General features: G+C 66.5%; 16 protein-coding genes and 2 pseudogenes. 10 read left to right on the top strand and 8 right to left on the bottom strand.

Annotation, left to right across the window (positions count from 1 at the left end):
- The 3 genes and pseudogenes from F6Q13_RS12020 to F6Q13_RS12030 form a co-directional block, all read left to right on the top strand.
- Window positions 1-386 (top strand): annotated as a pseudogene (locus F6Q13_RS12020) (PE family protein); the annotation flags it as partial.
- A 316-nt stretch (window positions 387-702) separates the two neighbouring features.
- Complete coding sequence (locus tag F6Q13_RS12025) at window positions 703-960, top strand: CopG family transcriptional regulator (RefSeq protein WP_293056618.1); 258 nt, start codon at window positions 703-705, stop codon at window positions 958-960.
- The gene (locus F6Q13_RS12030) at window positions 957-1,346 is read left to right on the top strand and encodes a type II toxin-antitoxin system VapC family toxin (protein WP_293056620.1); all 390 of its coding nucleotides are present in this window, start codon (window positions 957-959) and stop codon (window positions 1,344-1,346) included. Before F6Q13_RS12025 ends, F6Q13_RS12030 begins: the two co-directional genes overlap by 4 nt.
- A gap of 52 nt (window positions 1,347-1,398) precedes the next feature.
- On the opposite strand, the pseudogene F6Q13_RS12035 reads toward F6Q13_RS12030, so the two are convergent.
- The 6 genes and pseudogenes from F6Q13_RS12035 to fadD3 form a co-directional block, all read right to left on the bottom strand.
- Window positions 1,399-1,932: pseudogene (locus F6Q13_RS12035) on the bottom strand (PadR family transcriptional regulator); the annotation flags it as partial.
- A 616-nt stretch (window positions 1,933-2,548) separates the two neighbouring features.
- Window positions 2,549-3,733 (bottom strand): pyridoxal phosphate-dependent aminotransferase, encoded by a 1,185-nt coding sequence (locus tag F6Q13_RS12040; protein WP_293056622.1) that lies wholly within the window; start codon window positions 3,731-3,733, stop codon window positions 2,549-2,551.
- A 9-nt stretch (window positions 3,734-3,742) separates the two neighbouring features.
- Complete coding sequence (locus F6Q13_RS12045; protein ID WP_293056624.1) at window positions 3,743-4,684, bottom strand: acyl-CoA dehydrogenase family protein; 942 nt, start codon at window positions 4,682-4,684, stop codon at window positions 3,743-3,745.
- Window positions 4,681-5,637 (bottom strand): acyl-CoA dehydrogenase family protein, encoded by a 957-nt coding sequence (locus F6Q13_RS12050; RefSeq protein WP_293056626.1) that lies wholly within the window; start codon window positions 5,635-5,637, stop codon window positions 4,681-4,683. The genes F6Q13_RS12045 and F6Q13_RS12050 overlap by 4 nt, the downstream gene beginning before the upstream one ends.
- A 7-nt stretch (window positions 5,638-5,644) precedes the next feature.
- Entirely contained in the window at window positions 5,645-6,778 is a 1,134-nt protein-coding gene (locus F6Q13_RS12055) for an acyl-CoA dehydrogenase family protein (RefSeq protein ID WP_293056628.1), read from the bottom strand.
- A complete protein-coding gene (gene fadD3, locus F6Q13_RS12060; RefSeq protein ID WP_293056631.1) occupies window positions 6,779-8,299 on the bottom strand; it encodes a 3-((3aS,4S,7aS)-7a-methyl-1,5-dioxo-octahydro-1H-inden-4-yl)propanoate--CoA ligase FadD3 in 1,521 nt (506 codons plus the stop codon).
- Between the two features lie 47 nt (window positions 8,300-8,346).
- Here fadD3 and ipdE1 point away from each other — a divergent pair, with 47 nt between their 5' ends.
- From ipdE1 to fadA6, 4 genes are read left to right on the top strand one after another with little or no spacing between them, the layout of a single operon-like run.
- A complete protein-coding gene (gene ipdE1, locus F6Q13_RS12065) occupies window positions 8,347-9,495 on the top strand; it encodes an acyl-CoA dehydrogenase IpdE1 (RefSeq protein ID WP_293056633.1) in 1,149 nt (382 codons plus the stop codon).
- Entirely contained in the window at window positions 9,492-10,280 is a 789-nt protein-coding gene (gene ipdF / locus F6Q13_RS12070) for a (5R,7aS)-5-hydroxy-7a-methyl-1-oxo-2,3,5,6,7,7a-hexahydro-1H-indene-carboxyl-CoA reductase (protein ID WP_293056636.1), read from the top strand. Before ipdE1 ends, ipdF begins: the two co-directional genes overlap by 4 nt.
- The gene (gene kstR2, locus F6Q13_RS12075) at window positions 10,277-10,903 is read left to right on the top strand and encodes a TetR family transcriptional regulator KstR2 (protein ID WP_293056639.1); all 627 of its coding nucleotides are present in this window, start codon (window positions 10,277-10,279) and stop codon (window positions 10,901-10,903) included. Before ipdF ends, kstR2 begins: the two co-directional genes overlap by 4 nt.
- The gene (gene fadA6 / locus F6Q13_RS12080; RefSeq protein WP_293056641.1) at window positions 10,900-12,060 is read left to right on the top strand and encodes a steroid 3-ketoacyl-CoA thiolase FadA6; all 1,161 of its coding nucleotides are present in this window, start codon (window positions 10,900-10,902) and stop codon (window positions 12,058-12,060) included. The genes kstR2 and fadA6 overlap by 4 nt, the downstream gene beginning before the upstream one ends.
- Before the next feature lie 48 nt (window positions 12,061-12,108).
- On the opposite strand, the gene F6Q13_RS12085 is transcribed toward fadA6, so the two are convergent.
- Together F6Q13_RS12085 and F6Q13_RS12090 are read right to left on the bottom strand one after the other, a co-directional pair.
- Complete coding sequence (locus F6Q13_RS12085; protein WP_293056643.1) at window positions 12,109-12,804, bottom strand: class I SAM-dependent methyltransferase; 696 nt, start codon at window positions 12,802-12,804, stop codon at window positions 12,109-12,111.
- Between the two features lie 102 nt (window positions 12,805-12,906).
- A complete protein-coding gene (locus F6Q13_RS12090; RefSeq protein WP_293056645.1) occupies window positions 12,907-13,626 on the bottom strand; it encodes a type 1 glutamine amidotransferase domain-containing protein in 720 nt (239 codons plus the stop codon).
- Window positions 13,627-13,893: 267 nt separating this feature from the next.
- On the opposite strand from F6Q13_RS12090, the gene F6Q13_RS12095 reads away from it, so the two are divergent.
- The 3 genes from F6Q13_RS12095 (at window position 13,894) to F6Q13_RS12105 (ending at window position 15,787) form a co-directional block, all read left to right on the top strand.
- The gene (locus F6Q13_RS12095; RefSeq protein ID WP_293056647.1) at window positions 13,894-14,331 is read left to right on the top strand and encodes a nitroreductase family deazaflavin-dependent oxidoreductase; all 438 of its coding nucleotides are present in this window, start codon (window positions 13,894-13,896) and stop codon (window positions 14,329-14,331) included.
- A gap of 193 nt (window positions 14,332-14,524) precedes the next feature.
- Window positions 14,525-14,872 (top strand): hypothetical protein, encoded by a 348-nt coding sequence (locus F6Q13_RS20305; RefSeq protein WP_367141281.1) that lies wholly within the window; start codon window positions 14,525-14,527, stop codon window positions 14,870-14,872.
- A 156-nt stretch (window positions 14,873-15,028) separates the two neighbouring features.
- Window positions 15,029-15,787: an evbL gene (locus F6Q13_RS12105; RefSeq protein WP_293056649.1), complete on the top strand. Its 759-nt coding sequence runs from the start codon at window positions 15,029-15,031 to the stop codon at window positions 15,785-15,787.
- The last annotated feature ends 18 nt before the right edge of the window (window positions 15,788-15,805 follow it).

Below are 15,805 nucleotides of genomic sequence, written 5' to 3' on the forward strand. Positions count from 1 at the left end.
GTGGTGCCGCGTCGGCCACCGAGGCGGCCGGTGCCGGCGGCGCTGGTGGGGCCGGCGGTGATTCTGTGGCCGCGTTGGGCGTGCTCGGTGTCGGCAGCGGCGGTTCTGGGGGTGCGGGCGGGGCCGGTGGTGCCGCGTCGGCCACCGAGGCCGCCGGCGACGGTGGTGTCGGTGGGGCCGGGGGTAACGTCGAGTCGCTGGAGGGTGTGCTCGGCTTCGGCACCGACGGTGCCGGCGGGACCGGCGGGGCGGGCGGTACTGCCTCCCTCATCGAGCCGGCCGGCACTGCCGGCGCGAACGGGATCGACGGCGGCACCGCATTCGATGTCGAATATCTCGGTAACGTGCTCAAGAACATCGGCGATTTCGGCGGGTTCGGTAGTTAAGGTGACGCTGATCCCGGCGTCATCACCGTGCGCGTAGAAGACCATCGAGCAACGCCGGTCGGATGCCAAACTGCCTCACCCTTGCCCAAACAAGCCCTGACCTTGCGGCGAAACGCAATGTCATATGGGATGGCGCGTGCGATGAGGGGATTCGCCGCAGCATGGCCACTCGAGCCGCAGACCGACGGTGACCGCGATCACCGAGCCCTAATCGCTTGACCTGCCTCACGAAGGATCACGCGACCGAACGAACTCATACACCACGAAGGCCTGCGTTGCACAAGTGGGAATTCCCCAGTGATGTATAATGTGGTGTATGAAACGCACGAACATCTACCTCGATGAGCAGCAGACGACGGCCCTCGATCGGCTGGCAACGCAAGAGGGCGTGTCGCGTGCCGAACTGATCCGCCAACTGCTGAATCGCGTTCTTGCGGATGCCGACGAGAGCCTCGCGTCGGACCTTCAATCCATCGAGGACTCGTTCGGCGCGCTAGCTGACATCGAGGTGCCGGTGCGCGGCCGCAGCGGTCGCGAGGACTACCTGGCGCGCATCTGGCGCCGCTCATCGTGATTCTGGTCGATTCCGACGTGTTGATCGCGCATCTGCGCGGTGTCGATGCCGCCCGAGACTGGCTCACCGGTGCCCGAAAGCGCGGACCTCTCGCGATGAGCGTGGTGTCGCTCACCGAGCTGATCGGTGGAATGCGATCAACCGAGCGTCGCGAGGTATGGCGGTTGTTGACGTCGTTTCGCGCTGAACCCGTCTCCGAGATCATTGCTCGTCGCGCGGGTGACATGATGCGCCGATATCGCAGCAGTCACAACGGTATCGGCCTTGGCGACTATCTCATCGCTGCGACCGCCGACGTCAAGGGGCTCGAGTTGGCCACCCTCAATGTGCGGCATTTCCCCATGTTCAAGGGTCTTCTGCCGCCGTTTGCCATCGCCACGGGGTAGCTACTTACCGGCGGGGTACATCCCCTGATACGACACACCGTCCCGATCATCGTCAGTCGGCTTCGGCGAGCAATGTGTAGATCTCGCGGCGGGCCTTTTTGAGGATGTCGACGATGCGCTGTCGTTGTTCGGCGCCGGCGGCATATGCCGACTGCGTTGCTGCCATCACCAATTGACCCAGCGCGGTGCGCAGGTTGAGCTGACCCGCGTCGGCGCCCTCGGTGATCTCCTCCCACGGCGGGATGGTGATTTTCGCCGCCGCGGTGCGCCCCTGCTCGGTCAATTCGAAAAGCTTTTTACTGCCTGCGGTTTCCGTCCCGGCGATGAGACCCTCGTCGTCGAGCAACTGCAACGTCGGATATATCGAGCCGGGGCTGGGCTGCCACAGGTCTTGACTGCGCTCTGCTATCTCCCGAATCATCTCGTAGCCGTGCATCGGTCGCTCGGCGAGCAGGGTCAGAATGGCTGCCCGAACGTCACCACGCCGGCCGCGGCGGCCGGGGCCGGCGCCGCGCCGCAGACCGCGCCCGCCGCCGGGACCGAAGCCGAACCCTGAACCGAGGCCGAGGTCGGGTCCAAACCCGAAACCCGGCTCGGGTCCCGATCCGCCGGGCTCGTGCTCCCGGGGCGGCCCGGGGTGGTGGCCCGGATGCTTCTTCGGCCCGGGGAGCTTCTTCGCCGGGGCCTTTTTCCCGGGGACCTTCTTGGCCGGCGCTTTCTTCGGCCCGGGGCCGTGCGCAGGTGGCGGTCCGGGATCGTGTCCGGGCCCGTGTTTGGGGCCGGGGGCGAGCTTGGGAGCGGGACCGCGGCCGTAATCTGGGCCGAGATCGGATTCCTCGTCGTAGTTCGGTTCGAAGTCGGATTCCTCGTCGTAGTCCGGTTCCAAGTCGGATTCCTCGTCGTAGTCGGGCTCGGGCTCCGAGTCCTCGTCGTAGTCGGGTTCCCATTCGACTTCTTGTCGAGCACCCCGCTTTTCGGGGAGAGGGTCGAGTTCGACGGGAACGTCACTGCCGCCCGCGCCGGGCTCGTCAGCTGCGAGCGGATCGGTGGGCGCTGCTAGCTGGTCTTTCTTTGTCGTACCACCGGGTGTGTGCGGTTCGTTCATGATCGGCTGTCACTTCCGGTTGGAAACCACCTACGATATTAAAAGATATATCGCCCAGTATCACGATGCAACGCCTTGCGGAAAATTGGGTGGGAGCTCATCTGCGGGATGACCTCCCCCGGTCCGGCAACCACGGGCCGATACGGCGCAGCGCCTCCTCGATGTCGCCGGCAGGCCCGGCGAACGACAGCCGAACGAACGAAGTGCCCCGCACGGTGTCGAAGTCGATGCCGGGCGCGATGGCAACACCGGTGTCAGCCAACAATGTCGAACAGAACGCCATCGAATCGCTGGTGAAGTCCGAAACGTCGGCGTAGACGTAGAAAGCGCCGTCGGTGGGGGCCAGCCGGTCGATCCCGATGTCGCGCAGGCCGTTAAGCAACAGCCCGCGATTGTGCGCGTACTGGTGCACATGCCCGTCCGTTTCACTGATGGCCTCCGGAGTGAATGCGGCGACCGCCGCATATTGCGACAGCACCGGCGGGCAGATGGTGAAATTACCGGTCAGGCACTCCACCGCGCGGCGCAGTTCGGTGGGCACCAGCAGCCAGCCCAGCCGCCACCCGGTCATCGCGTAATACTTGGAAAAACTATTGACCACCACAGCGTTCCGCGACGTCTGCCAGGCGCAACTGGTGGTCGGAGCGCCCTCGTACACCAGCCCGTGGTAGACCTCGTCACTGATCAGCCGCACACCGGTGGCATCACACCAGGAGGCGATCTCGGCCAGCTCGTCAGGCGGGATGACGGTTCCGGTCGGGTTGGCCGGGCTGGCCACCACCACACCGGCAATCGGTGGGTCGAGGTCGGCGAGCATCTGCGCGGTGGGCTGAAAACGATCCTGCGGCCCGCATTCGATCTCGACAACCTCGCATCCGAGTGCGGACAAAATATTTCGGTAGCACGGGTAGCCGGGACTACTGACCGCGACCCGGTCGCCGACGTCGAAGCAGGCCAGGAACGCCAGCAGAAATCCCCCCGACGATCCCGTGGTGACCACGACGTCGTCGACGCCGACCTCCAGCCCGTACCGATCCCGATAGGATCCCCCGATCGCGGCCCGCAGCTCCGGAATGCCCAGCGCCACCGTATAACCGAGTTGACCCTGCTGCAGCGCTGCCGCCGCGGCGGCCCGCACCGGTTGGGGAGCCCCGGCGCTCGGTTGCCCCGCCGCCAGGTTCACCACATCACCGTGGGTGCGCCGACGCTCGGCGGCCGCCAGCCAGACGTCCATCACGTGGAAGGGCGGGATCTGCGCGCGCCGCGCGACGTGGTAGCTCATGGCGCCACGTTAGAACACCGCCGATTCCAGGCGGCGCAGGTAATCCCGGGGCGGGCCCAGCAGCTGTGCGCTGCCGTGTGCGCGTTTGAAGTACAGATGCATGTCGTGTTCCCAGGTGATCGCGATACCGCCGTGCAGTTGAATGCCTTCGGCGGCCACCGTGCTGAACGCCTCGCTGGCCGTGACGCGGGCCAGGGCCGCCGAGGTCGGCGACGGCGCCGTGATCGCGTCGTCGACCACCGCACGGGCAGCCTGCACGGCGACATACAAATCGGCCATCCGGTGTTTGAGCGCCTGGAAGCTGCCGATCGGCCGGCCGAACTGCACTCGTTCTTTGGTGTAGGCGACCGTGCGCTCCAGACAGCGGGCCGCGGCGCCGATCTGCTCGGCGGCCAGCAAGATCGCGGCCGTGTCGATGATGCCGGGATCGGCGCCGATCGTCGCCGTGTGCTGTGGTGTGACGCGGGCCAGCCGGCGGGTGGGATCCATGCAGGCGACCGGTTCGGCAGTGAACTCGCTCCACCGGGTCAAGGTCTCGCCGTCGGCCGCGACCACGATGTCGGCGATGCTGCCGTTGACCACGTAATCGGGATCGAACACGACCGCCCCGATCGCGGTACCGGTGGCCAGCCGCTGCAACGCGTCGGCATCCGGCTCGTCGGCGGCGAGCAGGGCCAGTTCGGCGAGCACGTGGCCCAGCAGCGGGGTGGGAACCAGCCCCTTGCCGAGCTCTTCGACGACGACGGCGGCGTCGCCGAGATCTCCGCCGGCGCCGCCGTAGTTCTCCGGCACCACCAGTGCAGCGACGCCGACTTTCCCGCCCAGCAGCCGCCACAGCGATTCGTCGTAGCCGCGTGCCGATTCCATCGCCTCGCGCACGGCGGCGGGGGAGGCATGCTTGGCCACCAGTGCGGCTACCGTCTCGCGCAGCAGTTCGCGTTCGCCGGTCACGTCAATGCCTCCAAAACCCGGCGCCGATGCGCGGCCGGGTCACCCCACGCCGACCGCAGCGCCTGCACCCGCAACAGCCACAGCGACAGGTCATGTTCGGCGGTGAAACCGATGGCGCCATGGGTCTGCAGCGCCGCGCGGGCAGCCACCAGCGCCGCATCGGAGGCTGCGACCTTGGCGGCGCTGACGTCGCGCGCAGTGTCGGCGCAGTGGTCGGCCAACGCCAGTGCGGCGCCGTAGACCAGCGGCCGGGCCAACTCGACGGCGACGTGGACGTCGGCCAGCTTGTGTTTGATCGCCTGATAAGACCCGATCACCCGGCCGAACTGGGAGCGCTGTTTGGCATAGTCGACGGCGCTGCCCAGCAGCGCCTGCCCGGCGCCGAGAAGTTGCGCGGCGGTCGCCAGTGCGCCGAATTCGTAGGCGCGTCCGACATCGGCATCCCAGGACGGCCCGGTGGCGCTGACGTCGAACAGGCGGCGGCTGGGATCCACCGACGCGTGGACTTCGCCGGGGCCGGCCTCGCTCACCCGGCCGGCCTCGGCGATCAGCACCAGCCCGGCAATGTCGGCGTCCACCGCGCGTGGCACCTGCGGCGGCAGCGCGACCGTGGCGAGAAGTTCGCCGGAAGCCAGCGCAGCGCAGCGCGGGTCCTCGCCCAGCAGGATCGGTGCGACCGCGACGGATTCGGTCACCGGGCCCGGCACGCACCAGCGGCCGAGCCGCTCCAGCGCGACGACGAGGTCGACCGGATGCGCACCCAGGCCCGCGCAGCGCTCCGGCACTGCCAGCGCGGTGACCCCCAGGTCGGCCAGTCGGGCCCAGATCTTACCGCCGGGCGCGGTGTCGCCGCGCGACCAGGCGCGCACTGCACCGGGGACATCGGCCGAGGCGAGTGCGGCATCGATGCTGGCCGCGAAATCACTTTGCTGCGCGTCTAACTCGAAATACACCGGGGTCTCACCTTCTGGTTTCCCGCGGCAGACCCAGCAGTCGCTCGGCGATAATATTGCGCTGGATCTCGTTGGTTCCTGCATAGATGGGGCCGCCCAGCGCAAACAGTAAACCGTCGGTCCAGGGACCAATCAGTTCGGCGTCGGGGCCGCGAATGTCCAGCGCGGTCTGGTGCAGTGCGACGTCGAGCTCGGACCAGAACACCTTGGTCACCGACGATTCCGCGCCGAGTTCGCCGCCGTTGGCCAGCCGGGTCACGGTCCCGAAGGTGTGCAGCCGGTATGCCTGCGCCTTGATCCAGGCATCGGCCACCTCGTCACCGAAAGTACTGGCGCCATGAGTTTTCCACAGCTGAACCAGCCGTTCGGCGGCGGCCAGGAACCGTGCCGGGCTGCGCAGCGACATGCCGCGCTCGTTGCTCGACGTGCTCATCGCGACACGCCAGCCGTCGTGCACCACTCCGACCACGTCGGCATCGGGCACGAACACGTCGTCGAGAAAGATCTCACCGAAACCCGTGCCGCCGCCGAGTTGCGGGATCGGCCGCACGGTGACCCCGTCGGCCCGCAGGTCGAACATGAGGTATGTCAGCCCGCGGTGGCGCTCGGCGTCCGGGTCGGAGCGAAATAACCCGAAAGCCTTGTCTCCAAACGGGGCACGTGAGCTCCAGATTTTCTGGCCGTTGAGCAGCCAGCCGCCGGCCGTCTTGGTCGCGGTGGACCGCAGCGACGCCAGATCGCTGCCGGACTCGGGCTCCGACCAGGCCTGGGCCCAGATCTCTTCGCCAGTAGCCATTTTGGGCAGCACCCGATCTCGTTGCTCCTCGGTGCCGTGCGCGAACAAGGCAGGCGCCAGCATCGAGGTGCCGTTGGCACTGGCCCGTCCCGGCGCCCCGGCGCGAAAATACTCTTCCTCGAAGACCACCCACTGCAGCAGCGTGGCGTCGCGCCCCCCGTAACGCCGCGGCCAGGTGATCACCGAGAGTCCGGCGTCGAAAAGGACTTTGTCCCACCGCCGGTGCTGGTCGAATCCTTCGGCAGTGTCGTAGGATTTGGTGGGAAACGATGCCGTGTTGGCCGCCAGGAACTCGCGTACCTCGGCCCGCAACGCGGTGGTTTCGTCGTCTAAGTCGAGATCCATCTACGCCAGCTCCCGCAGTAGCGGCTTGACCACCTTGCCGCCCGCGTTGCGTGGCAGCGTGTCGAGAAACCTCACCGAACGGGGAGTTTTGAAATTCGCCAGATGCTCGCGGCTGTAGGCGATCACCGTCTGTTCGTCGAGGTGGCAGCCCGGTCGGGTGACCAGAAATGCCCGGCCGACCTCACCGAGGCGCTCGTCGGGCACCCCGATCACCGCCACGTCGCGGACACCGTCGAGCCGGGCCAGTACCTGCTCGACTTCGGCCGGGTAGACGTTGAACCCGCCGCAGATGTACATGTCCTTGAGGCGGTCGGTGATCCGCAGGTTGCCGGCCTCGTCGAGGCTGCCGACATCGCCGGTGTGCAGCCAGCCCTGGGCGTCGATCGCCGCGGCGGTAGCGCCCGGATCGTCGAGGTAGCCGAGCATGACGTTGGGTCCGCGCAGCAGCACCTCGTTGTGATCGCCGATGCGCAGTTCGAAATCGGCGATCGGGCGCCCGCACGTCGTGGCGACGGTGACCGGGTCGTCGTCGGCGCGGCACATGGTGGCGAATCCGCCTGACTCGGTCAGGCCGTAGGCGGTCAACACGATGTCGATGTCGAGCTCGTGCTGCATGCGCTCGATCAGCACCACCGGCACGCTGGCCGCGCCGGTGACCGCGAACCGCAGCGAGCGCAGGTCGTAGCGGCGGCGGGCGGGGTGGTCCAGGAGCGTCTGAAAAATCGTCGGTGGCCCGGGCAGCACGGTGATCCGGTGTTCGGCCACCGCCCGCATCGCCTGCTCGGCGTCGAACGTGGGCTGCGGGATCATCGTGGCCCCGGTCTGCAGGCAGGCCAGGATGCCGGCCTTGTAGCCGAAGTTGTGGAAGAACGGGTTGATACCGAGATACCGGTCGTCGCTGGTGAGCTTGCCGCAGGCGGCCCATGCCGCCGGGCCGGCCAGCGACTGGCGGTGGGCGCACAATACCCCTTTGCTGCGGCCGGTGGTGCCGGAGGTGAACAGGATGTCGGAGATGTCGTCGGGGCGGACCGCCGCGGCGCGGGCATCGGCGCCCGCAAGATCGACACCGTGGGAGACGAAGTCGTCCCACGTCCCGTCGCGCCCCTCCACCGGCACGCGCACGACGTGCCGCAGAGCGGGCAGTGCACCGCGGTCAAGCTGGGCCACCTTGTCCGTGCCGAGGAACTTTCCCATCGCCACCAGCAGCGAAGCGCCGGTGCGGGCCAGGATGTCGGTAGCCTCGCCGGGCGTGTAGCGGGTGTTCAGCGGCACCACCGCGGCTCCGGCGTAGTGGACCGCCAGGCACGCAACCACCCAGTGCCAGGTATTGGGCGACCAGATCGCCACCCGGTCCCCGGCGGTCACACCCAGCGCGATCATCGCCGCGGCGGCCCGGCGTACCTGCTCGCGCAGCTCGGCGTAGGTGAGCCGGTGATCGGGGGTGAGCAGTGCGGCATGGTGGGGGAGTTCGTCGGCGATGCGGTCCAGTGCGGCGGGCGTGCACCGCGGACGGCTCGACATGGACGCTCCTCTAACAAAGCAAGTGCTTGGTAGGTTAGCCTACAGGGATGCAGACGGTCGAGCAGTTCCGGGCCGAAGTCCGCGACTGGCTGGCCGAGAACCTGGTCGGCGAATTCGCCGCGCTCAAGGGCCTCGGCGGACCCGGCCGCGAGAACGAGGCGTTCGCCGAGCGTCTGGCCTGGAACCGGCGCCTCGCGGCGGCGGGGTTGACGTGCCTGGGCTGGCCGGTCGAGCACGGCGGCCGCGGTTTGTCGATCGCCCACCGGGTCGCGTTCTACGAGGAATACGCGATCGCCGACGCGCCGGCGAAAGTCAACCATTTCGGGGAGGAACTGCTCGGCCCGACGTTGATCGAGTTCGGCACACCGGAGCAGCAGCAGCGGTTCCTGCCGCGCATCCGCGACGTCACCGAGCTGTGGTGCCAGGGGTACTCCGAGCCCGGCGCGGGCAGCGACCTGGCCAGCGTCGCCACCACCGCGGTGCGCGACGGCGACCAGTGGGTGATCAACGGGCAAAAGATCTGGACCTCGCTGGCGCACTGGGCGCAGTGGTGTTTCGTGGTGGCTCGCACCGAGAAAGGGTCGCAGCGCCACGCCGGGTTGTCCTATCTGCTGGTGCCGCTGGATCAGCCGGGGGTGCAGATCCGCCCGATCGTGCAGCTGACCGGCGACTCGGAATTCAACGAGGTGTTCTTCGACGACGCCCGCACCGACGTCGACCTGGTGGTCGGCGCCCCCGGTGACGGCTGGCGGGTCGCGATGGGAACGTTGGCTTTCGAGCGTGGAGTGTCCACGCTCGGGCAGCAGATCGGCTACGCGCGCGAACTGAACGGCGTCGTAGAACTCGCCAAAAGAACTGGCGCCCTTGACGATCCGTTGATCCGGGAACGGCTGACCCGATCCTGGCTGGGCTTGAGGACGATGCGCTCCTATGCGCTGGCCACCATGGACGCCGAGCAGCCCGGACAGGACAACGTGTCAAAACTGTTGTGGGCGAACTGGCATCGTGAACTCGGCGAGATCGCTATGGAAGTGGCCGGCAAAGCGGGCATGGTGTTGACCGACGGTGAGTTCGACGAATGGCAACGGCTCTACCTCTTCACCCGGGCCGACACCATCTACGGCGGCTCCAACGAAATCCAGCGCAACATTATCGCCGAGCGGGTACTCGGTCTGCCCCGGGAGGTCAAAGGATGACGCTCGCCGTCGCACCCCAAGAGGTTGCCGGACACGCTCTTCTCGACGGCAAGGTGGTGGTTGTCACCGCGGCCGCAGGGACCGGGATCGGTTCGGCTACCGCGCGGCGCGCACTGATGGAAGGCGCCGACGTCGTCGTCTCCGACCACCACGAGCGCCGGCTGACCGAGACGGCCGCGGAACTGTCGAAACTGGGCCTGGGCCGGGTGGAACACGTGGTGTGCGACGTGACGTCCACCGCCGACGTGGACGCGTTGTTCGCCTCGGCCGTCGAGCGGCTGGGCCGTATCGACGTGCTGGTCAACAACGCCGGGCTGGGCGGACAGACGCCCGTGGTCGACATGACCGACGGGGAATGGGACCGCGTGCTCGACGTGACGCTGACCTCGGTCATGCGGGCGACCCGGGCGGCCCTGCGGTACTTCCGGGATGCCAAGCACGGCGGGGTGATCGTCAACAACGCCAGCGTGCTGGGCTGGCGTGCTCAGCACTCCCAGGCCCACTACGCGGCGGCCAAAGCGGGAGTGATGGCGCTGACGCGGTGCAGCGCCATCGAGGCCGTCGAATTCGGGGTGCGGATCAACGCGGTGTCGCCCAGCATCGCCCGGCACAAATTCCTCGACAAGACCAGCTCGACCGAACTGCTCGAGCAGCTGTCGGCCCGCGAGGCGTTCGGGCGGGCCGCCGAGCCGTGGGAAGTGGCGGCCACCATCGCGTTTCTGGCCAGCGACTACTCCAGTTACCTGACCGGTGAGGTGATTTCGGTGTCGAGTCAACACCCGTGAACCGACGCGACGAGCTTCTGGAATTGGCGGCGACGATGTTCGCCGACCGCGGCCTGCGCGCGACGACCGTGCGCGACATCGCCGACGGGGCCGGCATCCTCTCGGGCAGTCTCTATCATCACTTCGCCTCCAAAGAGGAGATCGTCGACGAGATCCTGCGCAGCTTTCTGGATTGGCTGTTCACCCGTTACCAGGAGATCATCGACACCAAACCCAACCCGGTGGACCGGCTCATCGGCCTGTTCATGGCGTCCTTCGAGGCGATCGAGCATCGGCACGCCCAGGTGGTGATCTATCAGGACGAGGCCAAGCGGTTGGTGTCGCAGCCGCGGTTCGCCTATATCGACGAGTTGAACAAGCGCCAACGCAAGATGTGGGTGGACGTGCTCCATCAAGGTATCGCGGAAGGCTACTTCCGGCCGGACCTCGACGTCGATCTGGTCTACCGGTTTATCCGCGACACCACCTGGGTGTCGGTGCGCTGGTATCGGCCCGGAGGTGTCTTGACAGCCGAACAGGTCGGTCACCACTATCTCGCCATCGTCCTGGGCGGCATCACCAACGAGCCTGTGATGACCCGGGTCGGCGACGAGGCAAGTGACGAGGAGGAGCGGCGCTCATGACGGAGGCCTATGTCATCGACGCGGTGCGTACCGCGGTCGGCAAGCGCAACGGATCACTGGCCGGCGTGCATCCCATCGACCTGGGCGTGGCCGCGTTCCACGGGCTGTTCGACCGCGTCGACGTCGACCCCGCCGCCATCGACGACGTCATCGTCGGCTGCGTGGACGCCATCGGCGGGCAGGCCGGCAACATCGGCCGCAACGCCTGGCTGGCCGCGGGTTACCCCGAACAGGTTCCCGGTGTCACCGTGGACCGGCAATGCGGCTCCAGCCAGCAGGCGATTTCCTTTGGTGCTCAAGCGATCATGTCGGGCACCGCGGACCTGATCCTGGCCGGGGGAATGCAGAACATGAGCCAGATCCCGATCGCCGCGGCGATGACGGTCGGCAAGGAGTTCGGGTTCAGCTCCCCGACCAACGAGTCCAGGGGATGGCTGCACCGCTACGGGGATCAGGAGATTTCGCAGTTTCGTGGCGCCGAGTTGATCGCCGAGAAGTGGGGCCTGTCCCGCGAGGAGATGGAGCTGTTTGCCCTCACCAGCCACCAGCGCGCGCTGGCGGCGATCCGCAGAGGCCACTTCGACAACGAGATTGTCGCGGTTCAGATAAACGGGAATGGGTTCCGGATCGACGAAGGGCCGCGGGAGACGTCGTTGGAGAAGATGGCCGCGCTGCCCACGCTTTCCGAGGGCGGCCGGTTGACCGCGGCGCTGGCCAGCCAGATCTCGGACGGCGCCAGCGCGGTGCTGCTGGCGTCCGAGCAGGCTGTCAAGGACCACAAGCTCACGCCGCGGGCCCGCATCCACCACATCAGCGCGCGCGGCGCCGATCCGGTGTTCATGCTGACCGGGCCCATCCCGGCCACTCGCTACGCGCTGGACAAGACGGGGCTGTCCATCGACGACATCGACACCGTGGAGATCAACGAGGCGTTCGCGTCGGTGGTGTTGGCCTGGCTCAAAGAGATCAAGGCGGATCCGGACAAAGTCAATCCCTGCGGCGGGGCGATCGCGCTCGGGCATCCGCTGGGCGCCACCGGCGCCAAGCTGTTCGCTACGATGCTGGGCACACTCGAGCGCAGCGGTGGGCGTTACGGGCTGCAGACGATGTGCGAGGGCGGCGGTACCGCCAACGTCACGATCATCGAGCGCCTTTGACCGGCCGGCGTCCCGCGCTCGGCCTCTCACCGAGCTCAGGGTGCCCGATCAGGGACGGTGCGCTGACAGCAACCAAGCGGCCACCGATTTACGACCGTTCGGCTCGTCTCGCACCTCGATGAAAGGCCTGCCAGGCCATCCGGCGGCGTCGTCGGGGAAGACGGCGTGGATGCGGGCGGGGCGGATGTCGTCGATGATCCAGTACGTGGAGACAACGTCACGCAGTTCATCGGGTGTCACCGCAAACGGTGGCCCCTCGGGGACCGCGGCCTTGTCGAAGACCAGCACAAAATACGATGCCCCCGGCGCCGCGGCGCGCGCTATCGCCTCCTGGTAGCCTTTCCGCGCACCGACCGGGATCGAATGGAACAGTGTGCTGTCGACGATGGTGCCGAAGCGGCCTTCTGAGCCGGGGGGATATGTGGCGAACGAAGTGATGTCGGCCACCGCGAAGTCGACGTTGGTCAGGCCGCACTTGTGGGCCGCGCGCCGGGCCAGGTCGATCGCGGCGGGCGAGGCGTCCAGCCCGACCACGGCGTAGCCCCGTTCGGCCAGATCCAGCGAGATGGCGGCTTCCCCGCATCCCGCGTCGAGGACGTCACCGTGAAACTTGCCCTGCTCGATCAGGGCGGCCAACTCGGGTTGGGGCTCCCCGAGGCTCCACGGAGGTCGAACACCAACCCCTATTCGGTCGGACTCGCCCCGGTAGACGGAATCGAACCCGAAATCGACGTCCTCGCTCATGGTGATGTGTCTATCAAGTTGGTTGATATCGGTCAACCCGCACAGTGGCGGGAGGTGGGACAAAAGCCGCACTAGCAAAGCATCGGCGCTGAGGTGGTGTGCTCAGGCCTGAGCAGAGGTAGCGAACCTGGTTACCAGCGCCTTCGCCAAGGGCAAGGAGGATGCCGGGTTCTGGCCGGTGTAGAGGTTGCCGTCCACGGTGACGTGCGGAGACCAGGGTGCGTCGCTCTCCTCGTATGCCCCGCCGTCAGCGGTGAGACGGTCTTGGAGTAGCCACGATGCCTTGTCGGCGAACCCGACCTGCGCCTCCTCGGTGTCGCTGAAGCCGGTCACCTTACGTCCCTTGAACAGCCACGACCCGTCGGGATTACGCGCGGGCAGCAACGCTGCCGGACCGTGACACACGGCCGCAACCGGTTTGTCCTGTGCGGTGAACTCGGCCAGTAGGGCGCCGAACTGCTCGGATACTGCGAGATCCTCCATCGGCCCATGCCCGCCGGGCACAAAAACGAAATCATAATCATCGGCCTTAACCTTGTTCAGGTCGGCCGGCGCGTCGAGCTGATCGGCGATGCCTGCCAGGTAAGCGCGGAAGCGCTCACCCGGCTCGCTTGAACCGCCATTCATCTCCGGAGTGAATCCAGCCTCGTCGGCAACCGGACGGACGCCCCCGGGGGTAGCGATGGTGATGTCGAACCCGGCCTCGGTGAACACCTGGTGGGCCACCACCAGCTCTTCGGGCCAAAAACCGCAGGGATGCTTGGTGCCGTCGGCGAAGGTCCAATGATCCGATCCGGTAACTGCGAAAAGTACGCGTGTCATCCGATTACTCCGTTTCCTGCTCACATCGAATATCTTCAAGATAGGCCCATCCACGCTTAGGCATAAGAAGCAAGTCGGCGCATACCCGAGACCGGCTTAGGAAACGTAATACTACCTCTCGCAGGCTGCATCGTGGAGACATTCACGAGCATTGCAGTGCAGGCACGACGATGTTGGCCAGCGGCGTCGGTGCCTCGGCGGGCATCTTCGTCCCGGCATCGCCGTGGTCAGTGCGTCAACTGGCGGTGTCTCGTTAAAATTGGCGACATGCCGCTTTCAGGTGAGTATGCCCCTAGCCCACTGGATTGGTCTCGCGAGCAGGCCGAGAGGTATATGGCCTCCGGCGGAACCGAGGGAACCGAAATGCAGGGAAAGCCAGTCGTTTTGCTGACCACGGTTGGCGCGAAGACCGGCAAACTGCGTAAAACCCCGCTGATGCGGGTCGAGCATGATGGCCAGTATGCGATCGTGGCGTCGATGGGTGGGGCACCCAAACATCCGGTCTGGTACTACAACCTCAAGAAGAACCCGCGGGTCGAGTTGCAGGACGGTCCGGTCTCCGGCGACTACGAGGCTCGCGAAGTGTTTGGTGATGAGAAGGCGATCTGGTGGCGTCGCGCTGTGGAGGTTTGGCCGGACTATGACGAATACCAGACCAAAACCGACCGGCAAATACCGGTGTTCGTGCTCACCCCGATTCGCTGAGTGTCAGAACGGTTGCGACGGTCAGTGGTTAACCTCAGCGATAGTCGGCGCCGGATCGCTCGAGAGGGCCTCGAGAGGGCCTCGAGAGGGCAGGGACCGCGGTTCGAAGGCCGGAGTGCGGCGCGGCACCAGCAGTGCTCCGGAATCGACTCCCCGCCACCCCCGCCAGGGGCGGCGGGCGACGATGGAGTTCGTGACTTCGGCGCTGGAGATCGTCGATTCGCGGATCCGGGACTGGAAGATCAAGCTGGACTCCATCGTCGACGACGCGTCGTCGGACGGTCTGGTCCGGGCGGCCGCACTGGACACCCTGCGGGCAAAATCTCCCAAGCTCTACCAGGTGCCCACCGGTCTGCGCACTGTCACCGCTGTCCCGTTGATCAGGGATTACTTCCTCGGTCATATCATCCCCGCACTGGAACGGCAGCAGAGAGACTTCGTGATCGTCGACACCAACTGGCTGCCGCTTCCGGTGTTCGCGCCGTGCTCACGGCCCTCGGGGCAGCAGTGGTCGGCTACGGTTTCCTGCTGTGTAGCTTGACCATGAAACAACCTCGACGACAAAGCGAGTCGCCGAGCCTGCCCGAAGTACCGGTACCGGTGGATGTCAGCTGAGACGAGCCCACCGGCCATTGCGACAACGAAAACGGACCCGAATAGTGACGGTCGTGCTACAGCGTGAGGAAGGAGAATGACTATGAGTGACAACGACATGCTCGATGCCGCCCGTGGCGCGGGCCCGGCCATTGAGCAAGTGGTCGCAGTGTTCATGCTGCATCCGGAAACTTTCGAGAAAAGCATCGCTGCCGGCTACGAAGACCCGTTCGCGGGTTACGTGGCCGGCCGCGGCGGTGTGCTCGGTGAGGCCACCGGCGCGACGGTCGCTGCGGTGTTTGCGGTATTCGAACCCGGTTTCCTTGCCGGCTTGTGGGACAAAGGCGTTGCGGTACGCGGGGCGGTCGGCGCTGCCAAGGTGTATTGGGACCAAGCTGCAGATTTTGCCCGCAAGTACTTGACTGGTGCCGAAGGGCTGGACCGCATCGCTGCGTTGGGAGAAAAGATCATCGCAACAACGCCGATTGCGGGCCTGCCACTGTATGCGGGCTGGCGAACTATGCCGCTCGCCGATGACGCCGCCGCGCGGGCGATGCAGGTGATGTTCATCCTGCGGGAGCTGTGGGGTGGTGTGCACGTCGGTGCGCTCACCGTCTCCGGTGTCAGCCCCGTTGAGGCGCACATGCTCAACAAGGGAGCCGAGTACACCAAGATGTTCGGATGGCCGGAACCGTTCGCCGACGGTGCGGACAAAAAGGACCGCTACACCGAGGCATGCCAAGCCACCGAGCGGCGGATGGCCGAGATTTTGGCAGCTGCGCTCGACCGCGATGAGGCCGCGGAGCTGGCTCGCTTGAGCTCCGCCGCGCTGGCGTCGCTGAAGGCCAACGTCCCAGGCTGACCCCACTGATAGCACAAA

Source organism: Mycobacterium sp. (genome assembly GCF_008709575.1).
GTDB lineage: Bacteria > Actinomycetota > Actinomycetes > Mycobacteriales > Mycobacteriaceae > Mycobacterium.

Coding starts and splice junctions, on each gene's coding strand:
- F6Q13_RS12055 (WP_293056628.1), bottom strand. CDS start 6,778: ATGGATCTCGACTTAGACGACGAAACCACCGCGTTGCGGGCCGAGGTA.
- F6Q13_RS12040 (WP_293056622.1), bottom strand. CDS start 3,733: ATGAGCTACCACGTCGCGCGGCGCGCGCAGATCCCGCCCTTCCACGTG.
- ipdE1 (WP_293056633.1), top strand. CDS start 8,347: ATGCAGACGGTCGAGCAGTTCCGGGCCGAAGTCCGCGACTGGCTGGCC.
- F6Q13_RS12085 (WP_293056643.1), bottom strand. CDS start 12,804: ATGAGCGAGGACGTCGATTTCGGGTTCGATTCCGTCTACCGGGGCGAG.
- F6Q13_RS12090 (WP_293056645.1), bottom strand. CDS start 13,626: ATGACACGCGTACTTTTCGCAGTTACCGGATCGGATCATTGGACCTTC.
- F6Q13_RS12025 (WP_293056618.1), top strand. CDS start 703: ATGAAACGCACGAACATCTACCTCGATGAGCAGCAGACGACGGCCCTC.
- F6Q13_RS12105 (WP_293056649.1), top strand. CDS start 15,029: ATGAGTGACAACGACATGCTCGATGCCGCCCGTGGCGCGGGCCCGGCC.
- F6Q13_RS12095 (WP_293056647.1), top strand. CDS start 13,894: ATGCCGCTTTCAGGTGAGTATGCCCCTAGCCCACTGGATTGGTCTCGC.
- ipdF (WP_293056636.1), top strand. CDS start 9,492: ATGACGCTCGCCGTCGCACCCCAAGAGGTTGCCGGACACGCTCTTCTC.
- fadA6 (WP_293056641.1), top strand. CDS start 10,900: ATGACGGAGGCCTATGTCATCGACGCGGTGCGTACCGCGGTCGGCAAG.
- fadD3 (WP_293056631.1), bottom strand. CDS start 8,299: ATGTCGAGCCGTCCGCGGTGCACGCCCGCCGCACTGGACCGCATCGCC.